Below are 17,287 nucleotides of genomic sequence, written 5' to 3'. Positions count from 1 at the left end.
ATGGTGTGGTGAAGTATGATGGGACGTTTTTTGTTTATGCGAAATTGTGATTGTTTAGGTAGAGTTATTTAGGTATGTTCTTTTTGCCAATTTCAAAATATTGCCCATCTATCCAGTCTTTAGCAAAATATGCCCCATTACGTAATTGAAATCCTGTTTCATAAGGAGTGAAGTTAAAGTTATCCTCCTGTGAAACCATTTGGTATACTTTTATGGTTTCTTTGTTTTTCAATAAATACTCTACCATTAACTCCTGCTCGATTGTTAAATAGCCATCGGGGTTAAAAGAAAAAATGAAGTTTGCACCTAGATAAACGGCTTTAATACACTCTATTGGTAACTTAATCTTTCTAACATTCTGATCCCAGTTTTTAAAAAGGGGATGGCCAAGATTTTCACCATTTTTAGCTCTAAATATAAAACGCCATTCATTTTCATGTTGCCACTTGTCTCTTTCCTTAAATAGGGAAAGGGCAATGGAACACAACAACAATTTTCCCATTTCAATACCAATTGACGGAAAGTTATCCACATAGTTGATCGGGAATAGTCCAAGAACTTCTAAGCCCCAGTCTTTATCAACTGTTTTTACTAAAGGAGGTATTTTTGATATGTCAATTTCAACTGCAAAACCTTCGTGGTTATTATAGTAGGCCCACATTCGGGTATCATCAACATTTCCGCAGGTAGGAATCATACCTAATTGACGGTATATTAATTCAATAAAGATTCTTTTTTCATCTCTTAAAAAAGCATTCTCATAATGAAGCTTGGTATCGGGATTGATGATGGTAGATAAGAAATTTGCTTTTACACATTGGACTAAGTTTGAATTAATTTCTTTTACAAACAAAGGTGAGCATTCGAAGGGGTCATTAAATTGAGATGGGTGCGCAGCATAAAATATCCCCTTGGTAAAATCTTCAACCCTGTTTTTTCCAAAAAATTTAAAGACAGAGGTAGGAGGTGGCATTGCAATGCCATTTTTTTTAACTGTTACTTTTCTTGAATCATCTTGTGAGTATGTCCATTTTCCCTCAGTTATACTTTTCATTCCTTTCATTTTTTTGTAAGGTCAACTTTACAATTACACACCTGTTATTTTTAATGGTAAAGTGAAGTTTAGCACACAATATTTTCTCTAGCAGTATTGGCGTTAGAGATGTTTGTTGTCTAAGATACAACATTTGCAATGCATTTCAATAATTGCATTTTGTGCTTGGCCATAAAAATGCACTAAGCATAAATTGCCAGTGATTTATTGTCTACCTTTATGTTGAAATTATTATTCAGAAAGGTGGTTGCCGAAAAACCTCAAGAGTAGGCTTTTGTAATAGATATTCGCTATGAAAAGGATTTTATTTGCTCTCTTAGTACTTTTGACTTGCAGCGTTGGTGCTCAAGCCCAGTATTTTGTAGGAGGTCAGTTCGGCTTTAATACCACTGGTGGTAGCCAAAAGTCGGGTGGTGTTACGGTGGATAAGCCCAAGAATACGAGCTTTAACTTTTCTCCTTCTATTGGGAAATTTATCTCCGACAAGCTGGCCGTGGGCGTGTCTCTTAATTTTACGGCACAAAGCCTGAAAACCACGGTGGGTGGCAATACCTACACCGATAAGACCACCGGTTTTGGAATTGCCCCATTTGCTCGCTACTACTTCTTGCAGATGAACAAGTTTGGTATTTTTGCGCAGGGGCAAATTGGGTTTAGCTACAGCGACTCCAAGCAGCCCAGCGTTGGGCCCGACGAGGAGATAAAGACAACCACCTTTGGATTTATTATTTTGCCAGTGGTTTACTACAATGTATCGGAGAAGCTGTCGCTTGAGGCTTCTATTTCCCTCTTTAATTTTGGTTTTAATACCTCAACCCAGAAGGATCAGAACAACAACAAGGACATCACCAACTCCTTTGGTTTTGGAGCCGGACTCGATGGCCTGGTAAACACCGGGAATTTTTCCATTGGCGCAATCTATAAGTTTTAGCATAATCATTTAGATGCTTTTCAAGATAAAAAACGCCCTCCAACTCGGAGGGCGTTTTTTTAGGCATGGTAAGTATTTAATTGGGAGATGGAATCTGGGTCATTCAGATAAAATTGATGGCCGAAGATATCAATAATGGGAGGCTGGAGGATGATGGAAGTTGGTTTTGTTTAGTCGAGGTGGCTATCACCATATTAACTATTTCACTTCAATATGGGTCAACTGGTTTGACATTATTTTTTTTCTTCACTTTTATATTTACAGAGAAGACTTTGTATGGAGCTACCGAAATACATTCTGCTTTTTCTTGATCGAATAGAACAATATTCTTGCCTCCTTTATAAAGGGAACTGTTAAACAAAATACCATCAGCACCTGTAATGTATCTAATGAATTCACAGATGAACTGTGTTGGTATATACTCTAGTTCAGAATCATACCTACGCATTGGTTTCGATAAATCAGCACTTATTTTTTTCTTAAGTAAGACACTCTTAGTATATTCAAGTATATTTTCAATGTTTAGAAAAACGCTTTTGTTTTCAGTGAAGTCAATTAATACAGTAGTTATCCCCTTTTTGATACGAAATGTTCCAACACTTACTTCATCAAGGAATGTAGCCCTAATTTCATATATTGTTGTTTCAATTTCCTTACAAAGATAGAGGTATGGTATTCCTTGTGGGTTAGCACGCCCTCCTGCTGTCAGGTGTTTGGGAGGACAGCCCATTTTTTCTTTTGAAAAGACTCCTTGATCATGTGTTGTGTTAATTCTTGCCCGGAATAATGGGATTGAATCGCTAAGTAAGATTCGTTGATTGAAAAATCCGTTCCAACCAAGATTTTCCATCTTACCAATATTTGCGAGAAATCTACGTTCCCATTTTAATTCTTTTTTGAGTAATTCCCAATACTCAACACTTTCAGTTATTTCCTCAATGTATTCGACAGGTTGTCGTTGATCTGTAAATGGGAAACTTAGTTGGGCTAAAATATCGGTTAAGATATTCTGGTGTAGCGATTTTTCAGAAAAAATATTCCAATCGTTTTGTATAATTTTCGCGAGGGGGGGTGCCTTTGTGTTTTGTTTTGAAAAGCTGTAAGAGTTCTGTGAAAAAATCAAGTAGTTCAACAATGTCAAGTAATTCTGTATCTATTTCATTAAGGCAATACTCGCATTTACCTTTCTCTGATGAATTTGTAATTATGTATTGCTTTAAGTCCAGATCATTGAAGCAATGCGAACAAATTTTCATTGGTACTACCTTTCTCCAAGTATTTTATTAACAAGTTCTAAATGATTCTTGATAGATATTTTTTTTAACATTCCTAGACCTGGATATGATTGAGAGTGGTAATATTTTCTTAGTTCATCTAAGGCATTATTGTGTATTTGTCTATCATCAAAAAAGTCAACGGCTTTTTTCGCTGCTTCGGCAAATTTTCCTTGAATATTTTCAATTCCATCATTCGTGTCAGATGCGAAATGTTTGATCCAGATTTCCTTATTCTCTTTTTGATAAGTTAGATGGATTGCAACAGCATATGGAGGCACACCTCCATCTTTGTAATCGCTTTCAACGATAGTATAATCTGAAAAGCCTGTATAGTTTTCTTCCTTGTAAAACATATGTTCTTCTGTAAACTTCTCTTCGGGTAAAAAAAGGTAATCCTTATTCCTTTTTTGAGCAGTAAAATTATCATCAAGCCTAATTATTTCCTTCCCTTTCCCAAATAATGCTCGCTTTAATGTTTTATTCTCTTTCGAAACAATGTATTTTGTATTCGGAGAAAAAACTAATTCTTCAAAATCCTTACTACTGGTATCCGAAGTTTCATGACATACAAGCATCACCTCGGTAAAGCTTGATGCTTCAATTTTCCTTGCTATTTCCAACGGATTGTTAGAAACAATATAGGCTGGAATCCAATTTCCGGGATTAATAATGTCCTTTAATGCTTCCCGTATTTCTGCTTCACTTGGTAATTCGCCCACTTTAGGGTTTAGAATAATAGCAAACCGAACATTTCTAGCAATCAGTTTAGGTATAGCGATTTTTAAACTATTGAATGTTTTTTTTACAGGTTCAACAATTGGTATAATATTGTTTGCATCACCATATTGATCCGCATATTCCCGCAATGCAATTAGTTCAAATTGTCTTCCTCTAAGATATGGATAATACATAGTCTTACAGTTTTATAGGTTTGCTTAATTTACAATTTAACATTTGATATGCAGTTGCATTAATATTCATAGACAAACACAGTTGTCTTAACTCTTTATCAAATGTAGGAATTATTTCAGTATTAGATTTTCTTTTTTTAAGTTCGTTGATAAATAGTTTATTCAAAACATCGCTTGGAATTTCATTTATTAACTCTTTACATTTTTCAAACATATTAAAGCTGTTCATTTCAGGCAACTTACCATAGTATTGGCTCACAATATTTTTATATTCAACAGTTCGTATTGTCCGCATTAGTGTGTTAACATCAATATTGCTATTTTCTTTTGCATGTCGTATTTCTTCCATTCTGATAGAATTTGCTCGCTCAACAAGAACAATAACTCCAACATGCGAATCTTCTTTTAAATACTTCTCTACTACTGATTCATGGGTTACTATATAGCACTCTTTGAAAATATTGGTATAGTCAGTTAGTTGTCCTGCTAGTCGTTTATTTGAGTCGAGCATTGTTTTTATCTCAAATGCTTTGCTAGTACCGTTAAACAATACGATATCAGCAATTGAGTTGCCTACTCTAAATTCGTTAATTGCAACAGTATCTTTAACACCATAGTGATCAATAATAATTTCATTAATTAATGTATTTTTAAATACGTATTCGTTTTTGTAGCTATTCTTCAATGCATTATAGGTGTAACGAATATAGTCATAATATGTATTTATGTTTTTGCCAACCTTGGATTGATCATACCGTTCAATTTTTACATTCATAAAGGAATAGTCGTCGTGTTGTAACAACCTAGAAAAGGAGGTGCTTGAGAAGATTGAGGAATAACTTCTTAATCGGGCCATCTTTACTTTGTTGTTCTTCTGGTCCATTGCCGAAAAGTTTTTTTGAAGTAATACAAAACTACTACAATTCTTTAGTTTTCTTTTAACACGGAATTTTCTCGCAAAAGTTTCCTCTTTATTGAGCATTCAGGCCCTCAATCGAGGGCCTGAACTTTTTTCATGTTACCCCCTCTTGTTAGCCAGCGTTTGCCTCGTTGGGCTTGCGTGCAGCACTGCGGGCTTGCTGTGCCGAGTACTGGCCTCGAATGGTATCGATAATGGTGAACACCGTGCTAAAGAGTGGGGCAGTTTCGAGTCGTGCCATCACCTCCACGTAATCGCAAAGTAGCGAATAGTATCCGGTAATGGAGCTACGTAGCTCCCGCATATCGGTGGTATCCTTGTCTATGTACTCTACGGTGCGTTCGTTGTAGCGGGTCGAAAAGGCGGCGTTGTCAGCTTTGAGGCGTGTTACGTAGCCATCCAACCCTAGCGTGGTAGCAAGGGGGGTGTAGCGTGCGCTGGTCATGGCTGTTGTAATGCTTTCAATAGCGCTGGTTTCTGCCTCCAACGTTAGCCTAGGAACGTTACCGTAGGGCTTCAGTAGGGCTTGCAGTTCGGCCAATGCATGGAGCACGGTTTGGTCGGTGGCCAGCTCGTGCACCTTCAGTGCCCGCAGAAGTGCCCGCATGCTGTTGTCGCGCGCTTGGTCAAGGGTAGTTATCTCCTCGGTTATGGCACTCTTGCGAATATGCACCAGCACCTTGCTAAGGTCGCCTAGCAGCCCTGTAAGGGTTGCCAGCAGAGTTTTTAGCTGTTCGTCGGTGAGTTGTGTCTCTCCCAACTCCTGTATTCGGATTAAATGTGACTGAACGAATTCGTAGAATTCAAGATTCGTCAGCAAATAGGCAGGCGATGCCGAAAGTTTTACGTTTTTCATAGGTCACTTAAATGTTGATGTTTATCAAAATTAGGAAATACTCAAAACAAAGTCAATACTTATTTCAAAAAAAGTGTTGCTGACCAGCTGGTTATCCTTGTTACGCGCCGATAGAATAGCATGAATAAGCTGTGTTGTTTGGATGCTGCAAGGCTATTGGGCTAGCATTGGAACAGTTAACCATAGGAATTCGTTCTGCCATGGTGCCGTAGAATGGGGTGTACGGATCATGCTACTTGTCCGGAGCTCGGCTAAGCGTCGGGGAATGGCCACGCAGCGCTGTAGCAACAATTCTTGGAGCCAGGATTGTTCCCGCCAGCCTACAGGAACAAATCCAGAGGTCAGGATCGCTTCCGCCGGCTTGCATGGGCTCGTCCTGAAATCAGGATTGTTTCCGCCAGCCGGTTTGGACTCGTCCTGAAGCATGGATGTGTCCTGGACAAAAAAATTGACGAATGGAGGAGGGGTGGGTAGGTGGTTTCGCCTTTAGGAATTTTTTTTTAGCGCTATTACTTTGATTTTCTAAATATTTATCCCCGCCGAAATCCTAAAGAAGAGGTTGTTGCTTTGCTTGAGGTAGGAGTAAGGCCCCATGCGGTAGAACAGCGAGAAGCCAATGCTTTGGATATAGTTGGTGCTGCCGCCCAGCACCTTTTGGTAGAGGTGTAGAACGGGATCGAGCAGGTTTTCAACGCCAAAGCCCACTTCGTATAGCCCACGATTCATGGTGCGAAATGGGTAGCCCACATGCCTATCCTTGTGGCTCAAATCGCCATAGCCAAGGTTGGCAGCCACCATAATTTGTGGAGAAAAGTATTTGGTTTTTATTATCAGATTTCGGAAGCTGTGGCGCAAAAAGAGGTAGGCAAATCGGTCGGAGTAGAACTCGCCTGGGTAAACGGTTGAGAAGGATCCGGCCACCTCCACCGACCAGGTTTGGGGCTTGGCGTCGCGGTAGTTACTTCCGTGGGCGTTGAAGAGCAGGCTGAGGGGCGCCGTCTCCCACACCTTGCCCGCGCTAGCCGATAGGCTGAAAATTCCCAGCATCGGCATGTTGCGGCTATAGTCAATCCGGAATAGCGCCTTGTTGTAGGCTAGTTGACCGTGGAGAACATCTACTCCGCGTTCAAATTTCAGTCTCACCACGGGAGCCGTAGTTCCCTGAGGAAGCGTACGGTCGGGCAGCTGTAGCATCTCCTCGCCATAAGCGTAGCGCATCTCCACCGAGGCGCTGGTTACCTTGTAGGTGTTTAGTAGCGTGCCGTTGTTGGCCACATATTGGTAACTGGTGGTGGGGGCAATATCTTGCATGCTTCCATCAAGGGTAACGGTGAGGTAGCGCAGTGGGCTTACGGTGGTTTCTAGGTTCCACTTTTTTACGTTGTCCATCTCATCATAAAAGAAGGGGTAGAGAGCCTCGCTGGAGAAGATGCTCCCCTTTTCGCTGGGGAGTATGGCTCCCGATTCTGCCACATCGCTCGAGTAGCCTGCTGTTGCACTCCAACGGTAGTTGCGGTTGAGATTCACCTGCATAAAACCACCGTATTTGGTGGTGCTATCGCCAAAGCCATAGGCTCCGTATCCTCCCAGCTTTAACACCTTCAAAACGCGTGAACCGGTATTTACACCCAACCCCAACCGTAGCCTTTCGTGCTGGTTGTAATTTATAAGGCGGTTGAGCGGCAGCTCAAACGGGCCGGCCGGAATGTTGCCCATGGCTATGGCCATAACGGTGCGCATCTTCTTGTCCAACTTCACCTTCTGCGAAATGCTATCGAGCAAATGGTAGGTGTTGCGGTCCTTCTCGGTAAGCCGCTCCTTGCGGTGGTGGTTCCAAAACTCCTCGTCCTGCTCCTCCGCCTTGGGGCTAAACGATAGTGCCGGTGTCATAGCAGCCACCCTTAGATTGGGGTCGTCCACTTTAATGTCGCTAAGGTACGATCGGCCAATACCAATAATGGGGGCAACCTTTTGCCCTCCCTTTTTGGAATCGGAGAAGAACCAGAGTTCCGAGCTCAGCTGAGAGGGAAACCATTTGCCGCCTACCCGCTCATAGGCCTGCTGAATTTTGAGGCTAAGCTTTAGGGTATCCATAAAACGGCTAGGCTCATCGGGTTCGGCAATCACGTTTTTAATGGCGTATCCGTTGGTAGATATTTGGAGCACGCCCTTCATCCCACTAAAGTTCCTGTTTTTATGCGGACGAAAGGAGATTACGTAGGTGGTATCGCCAGCTTGGGTAAGCACGGTGTCCTCAATCAAAAAGAAGTAGCCCTTGATTCCTGGGGGTGAAACGGGGTTGAGGTAGGTGGTTTGGAACAGAGGTATGATGCTGTAGTAGAACGACAACGATTGCAGCTGTGAGGCAATGAGAGCAAAGAGTGGCTGACCCTTTAGCCCCGATACCTTGGAGGCAATTACCTCTTCCTTGTTTCGCGAGGGATATTGGAATTCCCGCTTGTTTACCGTCTCCACCAGGAAGAAATTGTTTTTAGCCAAAAAGTTTAATTCCTTAAGCTTTGCCGAATCCTTTTTGGTCATCGGCTGCTTGGTCATCAGCTTGGCTCGTAGCCCAACGGTATCGAGCGATGAGGTGAAGTAAAATTTGTTGTAGGAGGTAAACGAGAAGTTGGCATACTTCTCCGGGTTATTCTGATCCCGGTTTTCCACCACCTTCCGTATGATGCGCAGTGCAGGATTTTCGGTTGCACTCACCACCACCTCGCTGAGTTGATATGTGGTTGGGGTCATCTCGAGTCGATGCTTCCTGAGCAATGGCAGCGAATCGGCAGGAATTGTTCGAGGGTTAAAACCTACGTTGGAAAAGATGAGTTGTTGGCCTGAATGGGTCAGCGGGGGGGTGAAGTAACCATCGAGGTCGGTGGTTACGCCCCTGTGCTCATCCACCACCTGCACGTTCACAAAAGGCAACGGCTCTCCCGTTTCGCGATTGGTAACCCTGTAGGTGGTTTGGGCTATTATTGCAGTATTAATGGAGGTTGAAATAGAAAATAAAAGAAGCCATCTGAAGGCTGGGTGGTTGGTTGGTTGCATGGGTTAGGGGTGTGATACCTTTTATTTTGGTTTTGCTAAGTAAAAATATGTAGAAAAATGTAATTTCTCCTGGCAGAAATAGAATTCGCATTATAACCAGTTGTAGCCTTTGCTAGCAGCTTTGTTTTATGAATAATAGGATAGGGGCGCAAAATATTGTGCCCCTACTGATGCTTGAATTCTTTAACCATAGCACAAAAAAAACCGTCCCAACTTGGAACGGTTTTTTAAATATGGTATGAATGAGGCTATTCGTAAGCGCCCCGTTTCATCATCTCCACCTCTTTGTCGTTGAGCATTCTATACTCACCACGGCCAAGGCCTTTCTTGGTGAGGCCGGCAAAGTATACCCGGTCGAGCTTCACAACGTTGTAGTTGAGGTGTTCAAAAATTCTACGTACAATACGGTTCTTACCGGAGTGAATTTCGATACCAACCTGCTTGGGGTCGTCGGCAACAATGCTGGCGCTATCGGCATATGCCATTCCATCTTCCAGCTCCACACCTTCACAAATTTTTTCCAAATCGGTGGTGGATATCTTTTTGTCGAGATGAATGTGGTACACCTTTTTCTTATTCGATGAAGGATGTAGCAAGCGCGTTGCAAGCTCACCATCGTTGGTCATAAGCAGCACACCTGTGGTGTTTCTGTCGAGACGGCCAACGGGGTAGATGCGCTCCTTGCAGGCTCCGGCAACAATTTCCATTACCGTTTGGCGTGCATTTGGGTCATCGGTGGTGGTGATATAGTCCTTAGGCTTATTCAGTAGCAGGTAAACTTTCCGTTCTCCTTTGATTGGTTCGTCGTTAAAGCGCACCTCGTCGGTGGGGTTAACCTTGGTTCCAAGCTCGGTAACAATAGTACCATTGATGCTTACCACGCCTGCCTGAATAAAGGTATCGGCTTCACGGCGTGAGCAAATACCTGCATTGGAGATATACCTGTTGAGGCGGATGGGCTTGTTAACCTCCTCCTCATACGATTTTGGTTCGTATACCTGAATATGTTTTCTACGGCTGGTAAACTCTGTCTTTGGCTGATCACCATCGTTCTCGGCTCCTTCAACCTCCCTTTTTGGTCTGTCGGATCTGTTGAACGGGGTGTTGCCACGGTCAGCGTATCTACTACCGTTTCTATCGGAGCTGCGCTCGCCACGGAAAGGCCTTTCGCCTCTTGCTCCATCGCGATCACTTCGTTCTCTACGTTCTGGACGATCTTTTAGGAATGGTCTATCGCTTCTTGTAAAATGGTCGGTGCGCTCTCCACTGAATGGACGACTTCCCTTTTCTTCCCCTTTATCGGATCGGTTTGGTCTATCTTCTCTGTCGAAACTACGGTCGCCTCTAAATGGCTTATCGCCGGAATCTGACCGTCTGAATGGTTTATCGCTTCTTTCAGAAGAACGGTTATCGCGGTTGAATGGCCTATCGCTTCTCTCGCCGGAGCGGTTGTCACGGTTGAATGGCCTATCGCTTCTCTCGCCGGAACGGTTATCGCGGTTGAAAGGTCTGTCGCTTCTCTCACCGGAGCGGTTGTCGCGGTTGAATGGTCTGTCGCTTCTTTCGGAAGAACGGTTATCGCGGTTGAATGGTTTGTCGCTTCCTTCACCGGAACGGTTGTCACGGTTGAAAGGCCTGTCGTTTCTGTCTCCGGAGCGGTTGTCACGGTTGAATGGTCTTTCACTTCTCTCACCGGAGCGGTTGTCGCGGTTAAAAGGCCTATCGCTTCTCTCGCCCGAACGTTCTTTGCGCTCGAATGGACGGCTTTCCCTTGCTGGTCTGTCGTCACGGCTTGAGCGTTCCCTACGTTCATAGGGTTTTTTCTCTCCAAACGAGCTATCCTCCGATGATCGGCTACTACGAGCTGGTCGATCTTCTTTTCCCGAAAAATCGGTCCAGAAAGGTCTCTCTTTTCCAGAGCTGCGCTCTTCTGTGCTCTTTGGGCTGTCGTTAGTTACCTCTTTGGGTGGTGTGTTTTCCCGACTGGGAGAGGTGTTGGAAGGAGTAAACTTTTTTGCCGTACGTGGACGGTAAGTTTTGCTTGAGTCCTCTTTACTACTGGCCTCCCGGCTTTCGTTTTTCTTTTTCCCCTCGTAACCTTCGCGGCTACCTTCCTGGGGAGTGATGTTCTCCGATTCCATGATGTGTGTTGTGTTGTATTACTGATGGTTAAATAAAAATGGCTTCTGGCTAAAAAGAAGCTTACAAAGTTACCAATAAATTTGGCAACGACCACATGTTACGTATAAAATAAGCTAAGGTTTGTTATTTAAGCAGAGAAGATTACGGGGTTTTGCTACCTTTGTTCTATGCAGCGTTATCCAACCAGTGCTTCAGGTTGAGAATATTTTGCTCGCAGCCAAACTGTTAAATGTTAATTTTTCAAAAATATGACGCTAATTAAGTCCATATCCGGAATTCGTGGAACCATTGGTGGAGAACCGGGCAAGGGGTTAACCCCCTTCGATGTTGTGAAATTTACAGCTGCCTATGCTGGTTGGCTACGCGATACCTGTGGCAAGGGAAAACCGCTGGTTGCAGTTGGCCGTGATGCACGTATATCAGGTGAGATGGTCGATCGACTAGTGGTTGGAACGCTAATGGGCTGTGGAGTCGATGTTATTGAGCTAGGCCATGCAACCACGCCAACGGTGGAGCTGGCGGTTATTCATTTCAAAGCCGACGGAGGCCTTATCCTTACTGCCAGCCATAACCCCGCACAGTGGAATGCATTGAAGCTGCTTAACTCAAAGGGTGAGTTCCTTTCCGACCTCGATGGGAAGAGGGTGCTCTCCATTGCCGAATCGGGTAAACTGCCATTTGTTGAGGTTGGAGAACTTGGGCGCGTTGTTCGTTCCGAATCGTTTACCGAGAAGCATATCGATATGGTATTGGCTCTTCCCATGGTTGATACCGAGGCTATTAAAAAAGCACACTTCAAGGTAGTGGTTGATGCCGTGAACTCCGTTGGTGGCGTTGCCATTCCGGCTTTACTTCGTCGCATGGGAGTTGAGGTGGTGGAACTCTACTGCGAACCCAATGGCAATTTTCCGCACAATCCTGAACCACTGCCTGAGAATCTAACGGAGATATCTGCCGAGGTTGTAAAGCAGAAAGCTCAGCTGGGAGTTGTGGTCGATCCCGACGTGGATAGGCTAGCACTGGTGTGTGAGGATGGGTCGATGTTTGGTGAGGAGTATACACTTGTGGCTGTGGCCGACTACGTGCTTTCAAAAGTAAAAGGGAATACGGTTTCCAACCTATCTTCGTCTCAAGCACTGCGCGATGTTACCCAAAATAATGGGGGCAGCTACTTTGCCGCGGCGGTTGGCGAGGTTAACGTGGTGGAGGCCATGAAAAAGCACAGCGCTGTTATTGGCGGCGAGGGCAATGGCGGGGTAATCTATCCTGAATTGCACTATGGACGTGATGCACTTGTTGGAGTGGCGCTGTTCCTTAGTCACCTAGCGCACAAAGCTATTTCTTGCTCAGAACTCCGCAGAAGTTATCCCGACTACCATATGTCGAAGAACAAAATTCAGCTTCCCGAAGGATTCGATGTTGATGGGCTTTTGGTGAAGGCTAAGAAGCATTTCGCCGCACAAAAGGTCACCGATATCGATGGTGTCAAAGTTGACTTTGGCCACGAATGGGTGCACATGCGTAAGTCAAATACCGAGCCCATTATCCGAGTTTATTCCGAAAGCACTTCGTCGGTAAAGGCTGCAGCCATAGCCGCAGAGGCCATTGATGTGCTAAAGAAGTTGGCAGGCTTGTAGCGCACTAAACCTTTTTGCAAACAGTTATTCCAATTATCATAATTTTTGTTGGGCTGTCGGCGTTTTTATATGGCGCCGACAAGTGCTTATCGGTTGTGCTTGCCACACCTTAACCATATCATAATTTGCAATGAAACGGAAATATTACTACTACATTGGAGGAGCTTTACTTATTTTAGTGCTTGTTTTTGTTTTTACCGGAAAGTCGGATAAAAAGGTTGAACAAAAGGTAAAGGTTAAGCGGGGACCATTTGAAATATTGGTAACCACAACAGGAGAGTTACAAGCTCAAAATTTCGAGAATATTGAGGGCCCAAGTGAACTTCGAAATAGAAGTTTCCGGGTGAACGATATTAAGATTGTGGATTTAGTGCCCGAAGGAACTGTGGTTGACTCCGGTGATTATGTGGCTACCCTTGATCGTAATGCCGTTTCTTCAAGGTTGAAGGACCTCGAGGATGAGGTAGAAAAAAACCAGAGCCAGTACACCAAAACGGAGCTCGATACCTCGCTAACCCTTCGGAGTTTGAGGGATGACCTCATCAACCTTAAGTTTGATACCGAGGAGAAGAAGATTACTGTAGACCAGAGCAAGTATGAACCACCAGCCACGCAGCGGCAGGCCGAGATTAGCCTCGAAAAGTCAAACCGCGATTTGGCCCAAGCAAAAATGAACTATACGCTCAAGGTGGAGCAGGCTAAGGCTTCTATGAAGGAGGTGGCGGTTAATCTTTCTAAATCGCAGCGCGAGCGCAACGAACTGGTTGCAGTTCTCAAAAAGTTCGTGATCTACGCTCCAAAACCGGGCATGGTGATATACTACAAGGAGTGGGGCGGCGAAAAGCGTAAGGTTGGATCGTCAATCTCGGCATGGGATTTAACCGTGGCCACACTTCCTGACCTATCTGCTATGAATTCGAAGTGTTACGTAAACGAAATCGATATAAGCAAGGTTAAGGTGGGTCAAAAGGTCCGAATAAGTGTGGATGCCTTTCCCGATAAGAAGTATACTGGGGTTGTAACCTATGTGGCAAACATTGGCGAACAGCTTCCAAATGCCGACGCCAAAGTTTTTGAGGTGACCATTAAAGTAAATGAGTACGATCCAATCCTTCGTCCGGCCATGACCACGGGTAATCTCATCGAAATTGCCAACTACAAGAATAAGCTTTACCTCCCTCTTGAAGCGGTGCACGGTGCATCCGATAGCACTACTTTTGTGTATACCACCAAGGGAAAGAAGAAGATAGTGATGGTTGGCCCCAAAAATGACACCCACATTATTATCGACAAGGGGCTGGAGGAAGGCGAGGAGGTTTATCTATCCATACCGGATGGTGCTGATAAATTTGAGGTTGAAAATAGTGAGTTGATACCGCAAATTAAGGAGCGCATCAAGAAGGAGAAGGAAGATGAGGCTATTCGACAGCTCAACTTGCAGCAGCAGATGGAGCAAAAGGATAAAGCCCGCAGTGCCATGAAAGTGGGAGGAAAAGTGGGCGGAAAGAATCGGAATGAAAATAAGTAAACCAGAGAGCGATGTTTAAAAAGGTTTACAAAAGATATATCCACGATTTCCAAATAGCGGTTGATTCCATTCTGGCTAACAAACTCCGGTCTTTCTTAACTGGGTTGGGAATCATATTTGGTGTTGCAGCTGTTATCTCCATGCTAGCCATTGGCAATGGTGCCCGTCAGGAAATTTTGGAGCAGATAAAGATGGTGGGGGTGAACAATATTGTGGTTACTCCAGTGCTGAACGATGACGACAGCCAGCAGCAAAATGTTTCTAACACTGCCGGAAAGTCCGATTCTCAAAAGTACTCTCCCGGCTTGACCCTTGCCGATGCCGAGGATATTAAGGCTGTTATCCCATCAATTAAGATTATTAGCCCTGAAATTATTGAAAACACGTTTGTGATTCAAAATGGGGTTCGCATCAATGCCAAGATTATTGGCGTTGCCCCCGCCTACTTCAACATTTATAACCTACCCCTAGAGCGTGGCTATATCTTTTCTGAATATCAGACTTCGCACGCTTTACCCGTATGCGTAATTGGTTCCAATGTTGCAGCCAAACTGTTTAACACGGTTGACCCAGTTGGTCAGTGGCTTAAGTTTGGAAGTGTATGGCTCAAGGTGGTTGGGGTGCTTAAAAAGTCGAATGTGAGTGTTACCGCCTTTGCCAATGTGGGGGTGAATGTGTACAACGATAACGTTTTTATACCGGTCAATACTATGCTGAACCGCTATAAAAATAGGGCGCTCGTCAACATGAAGAAGTCAAACACCGTTGTTTTCTTTGGCTTTGGTGTTGTTTCTGGGTCCAACAATAATACCAAATCTAACAACTACAATCAGCTAGATAAGCTTGTGATACAGGTTGATAAGACGGAAGATTTGACCTCAACTGTCGAGGTTCTTTCCCGAATGCTCCTGCGCAGGCATCAGAATGTCAACGATTTTGAAATCACGGTTCCCGAAATGCTGCTAAAGCAGCAGCAGCGTACCAAGGATATATTCAACATTGTACTGGGTGCCATAGCTTCCATATCGCTAGTTGTAGGAGGAATAGGAATTATGAACATCATGTTTGCCTCGGTTATGGAACGAATTAAGGAGATAGGAACTCGGCTGGCAATTGGGGCGAAAAAGAAGGATATTGTGGTGCAGTTTCTGTCGGAGGCAGTGTTAATCAGCGTTACAGGAGGTTTTATAGGTGTAGTGCTTGGCGTGGTACTTTCCCTACTCATCACCCATTTTGCCGACATAAAGACTATTGTTTCGCCACTCTCCATAGTTTTGGCTTTTGGCGTATCGGCAGCTGTTGGAATTATTTTTGGCTATTCCCCTGCGAAAAGGGCAGCAGATAAGGATCCCATCGAATCGTTGAGGTATGAATAACAATAAGTTATTGAAAAAAGATAGAGTAATGAGTCCATGTAAGATACTATTTATCTTAGCTGTAGCCTTTCCGTTTGCCTCCATGGCTCAACAGCAACCGATGGTGGAGAACTTCTCCTTGGCTGATGTTATTCAGTTGGCTAAAGATCAGTCGCCTGATGCTTTCAGAGCCAAGAATACTTTTCGGGCCAGCTATTGGGGATATAGAACATACAAGGCCGCATTTCTCCCTGCACTAAGTTTAAATGCAACCGTTCCAAATTTTAATCGGAGCATTATCAAATACCAACTGCCCGATGGAACCTACAGCTACATAGAGGAGAACTCCAACAGTGCCTATGCCGATATGAGCTTAAATCAGAACATTGGGCTCACTGGTGGTAACCTATATATCTCCTCCGACCTGATGCGTACCGACCAGCTGGGAAGCGACCGTTCCACGGCATTCCTCACCACACCCATAATGATTGGACTCAGGCAGCCAATATCTGGATACAATTCCCTGCGTTGGCAGCGGAAAATTGAGCCATTGAAGTATGAGGAGGCTAAGCGAAGATATTTGCAGGACATGGAAAATGTGTCGATAAAAGCGGTGAATTTATTTTTTAACCTGCTCATTGCTCAGCAGGAGCTGGAGGTTGCTCAGGTAAACTATGCCAACACAGATACACTTTACAAAATTGCCAAGGGACGTTACAACATTGGCACCATAGCCGAGAACGACCTCTTGCAAATGGAGTTGAGTTCGCTTAATGCAGGCAAGGCACTCAACGAGGCCAGAATTGATCTGGAGGTAAAGAAGTACCAGCTGCGCTCATTTCTGGGTTTCAACGACAATGTCAATATTCAACTTTCTCTTCCTGATGCACCAACGGTAAAGGAGCTTGGCTACAACGATGTTAAGGAGAAAGTGGGTGTGAACAACCCAGACTTGCTCTTATATCAGCGGCAGCTCTTGGAGTCTCAGGAGAAAGTGGCACAGGCGCGTTCGCAGCGAGGATTTCAGGCAAATATAAGCGCTAGCTACGGCTTAACGCAACAGGCACCCGAGTGGTCGAATGCCTATGTGAGTCCACAGAACCAGCAACAGGTTACTCTTGGTGTACAGGTTCCCATTCTCGATTGGGGGCTAGGAAAGGGAAAGGTAAAGATGGCGCAGTCCAACATGGAGCTTGTTCGTATCAATGTGCAGCAATCAATTGTTGACTTCGACCAGCAGCTTTTTCTTCAGGTAATGAAGTATAACATGGAAGACGAACAGCTATATATTGCAACTAAGGCCGATACCATTGCGCAGAAGCGTTACGAGGTCACCAAGCAGCGCTTTCTCATTGGAAAGATAACGGTTCTCGATCTTAACGTTGCACAGAATGAGAAGGATGCCGCTAAGGTTAGTTATCTTAACGCCCTCGAATCCTACTGGAGTTCATACTACAATCTTCAAGCGGTGGCGCTTTTTGATTTTTCTAAAAACAAGGCGCTTGATACCGATTTTAATGCTGTGGTGAAGTAGGTTGCTTTATAAGGAAATAAAAAATGGCGTGCAGTTCTGCACGCCATTTTTTATTATGTGTTGTATATTAAAGAGCACCTTCATCATAG

General features: G+C 44.0%; 12 protein-coding genes. 5 read left to right on the top strand and 7 right to left on the bottom strand.

The window, feature by feature from the left end:
* Positions 1–64: 64 nt before the first annotated feature.
* Entirely contained in the window at positions 65–1,054 is a 990-nt protein-coding gene (locus tag VMW01_07755) for a DUF2971 domain-containing protein (GenBank protein HUW06141.1), read from the bottom strand.
* Positions 1,055–1,346: 292 nt separating this feature from the next.
* Between VMW01_07755 and VMW01_07750 the strand changes: the two genes are divergently transcribed.
* Entirely contained in the window at positions 1,347–1,985 is a 639-nt protein-coding gene (locus tag VMW01_07750; GenBank protein HUW06140.1) for an outer membrane beta-barrel protein, read from the top strand.
* 208 nt (positions 1,986–2,193) lie between these two features.
* On the opposite strand, the gene VMW01_07745 is transcribed toward VMW01_07750, so the two are convergent.
* The 6 genes from VMW01_07745 to VMW01_07720 form a co-directional block, all read right to left on the bottom strand.
* On the bottom strand, positions 2,194–3,117 hold the full coding sequence (locus VMW01_07745; protein HUW06139.1) for an RES family NAD+ phosphorylase: 924 nt from the start codon (positions 3,115–3,117) through the stop codon (positions 2,194–2,196).
* 129 nt (positions 3,118–3,246) lie between these two features.
* Entirely contained in the window at positions 3,247–4,173 is a 927-nt protein-coding gene (locus tag VMW01_07740) for a sce7725 family protein (GenBank protein ID HUW06138.1), read from the bottom strand.
* Positions 4,174–4,177: 4 nt separating this feature from the next.
* The gene (locus tag VMW01_07735) at positions 4,178–4,948 is read right to left on the bottom strand and encodes a sce7726 family protein (protein ID HUW06137.1); all 771 of its coding nucleotides are present in this window, start codon (positions 4,946–4,948) and stop codon (positions 4,178–4,180) included.
* Positions 4,949–5,204: 256 nt separating this feature from the next.
* The gene (locus tag VMW01_07730) at positions 5,205–5,948 is read right to left on the bottom strand and encodes a DUF6261 family protein (GenBank protein ID HUW06136.1); all 744 of its coding nucleotides are present in this window, start codon (positions 5,946–5,948) and stop codon (positions 5,205–5,207) included.
* A 522-nt stretch (positions 5,949–6,470) separates the two neighbouring features.
* Positions 6,471–9,002 carry a DUF5686 family protein gene (locus VMW01_07725; protein ID HUW06135.1) on the bottom strand — a complete coding sequence of 844 codons (2,532 nt, stop codon included), beginning with the start codon at positions 9,000–9,002 and terminating at the stop codon, positions 6,471–6,473.
* A 248-nt stretch (positions 9,003–9,250) separates the two neighbouring features.
* Positions 9,251–11,143, bottom strand: coding sequence for a pseudouridine synthase (locus VMW01_07720; protein ID HUW06134.1), 1,893 nt, complete (start codon positions 11,141–11,143; stop codon positions 9,251–9,253).
* A gap of 249 nt (positions 11,144–11,392) precedes the next feature.
* Between VMW01_07720 and glmM the strand changes: the two genes are divergently transcribed.
* The 4 genes from glmM (at position 11,393) to VMW01_07700 (ending at position 17,198) form a co-directional block, all read left to right on the top strand.
* Positions 11,393–12,781 carry a phosphoglucosamine mutase gene (gene glmM / locus VMW01_07715; GenBank protein ID HUW06133.1) on the top strand — a complete coding sequence of 463 codons (1,389 nt, stop codon included), beginning with the start codon at positions 11,393–11,395 and terminating at the stop codon, positions 12,779–12,781.
* 130 nt (positions 12,782–12,911) lie between these two features.
* A complete protein-coding gene (locus VMW01_07710; protein ID HUW06132.1) occupies positions 12,912–14,309 on the top strand; it encodes an efflux RND transporter periplasmic adaptor subunit in 1,398 nt (465 codons plus the stop codon).
* Positions 14,310–14,320: 11 nt separating this feature from the next.
* Positions 14,321–15,685, top strand: coding sequence for an ABC transporter permease (locus VMW01_07705; protein HUW06131.1), 1,365 nt, complete (start codon positions 14,321–14,323; stop codon positions 15,683–15,685).
* Positions 15,686–15,713: 28 nt separating this feature from the next.
* Positions 15,714–17,198 carry a TolC family protein gene (locus VMW01_07700; protein ID HUW06130.1) on the top strand — a complete coding sequence of 495 codons (1,485 nt, stop codon included), beginning with the start codon at positions 15,714–15,716 and terminating at the stop codon, positions 17,196–17,198.
* The last annotated feature ends 89 nt before the right edge of the window (positions 17,199–17,287 follow it).

This window comes from Williamwhitmania sp. (assembly GCA_035529935.1).
Taxonomy (GTDB): domain Bacteria; phylum Bacteroidota; class Bacteroidia; order Bacteroidales; family Williamwhitmaniaceae; genus Williamwhitmania.
The sequence above is the reverse complement of the archived record's forward strand: the minus strand, read 5'-3'. Positions and strand labels throughout refer to the sequence as shown.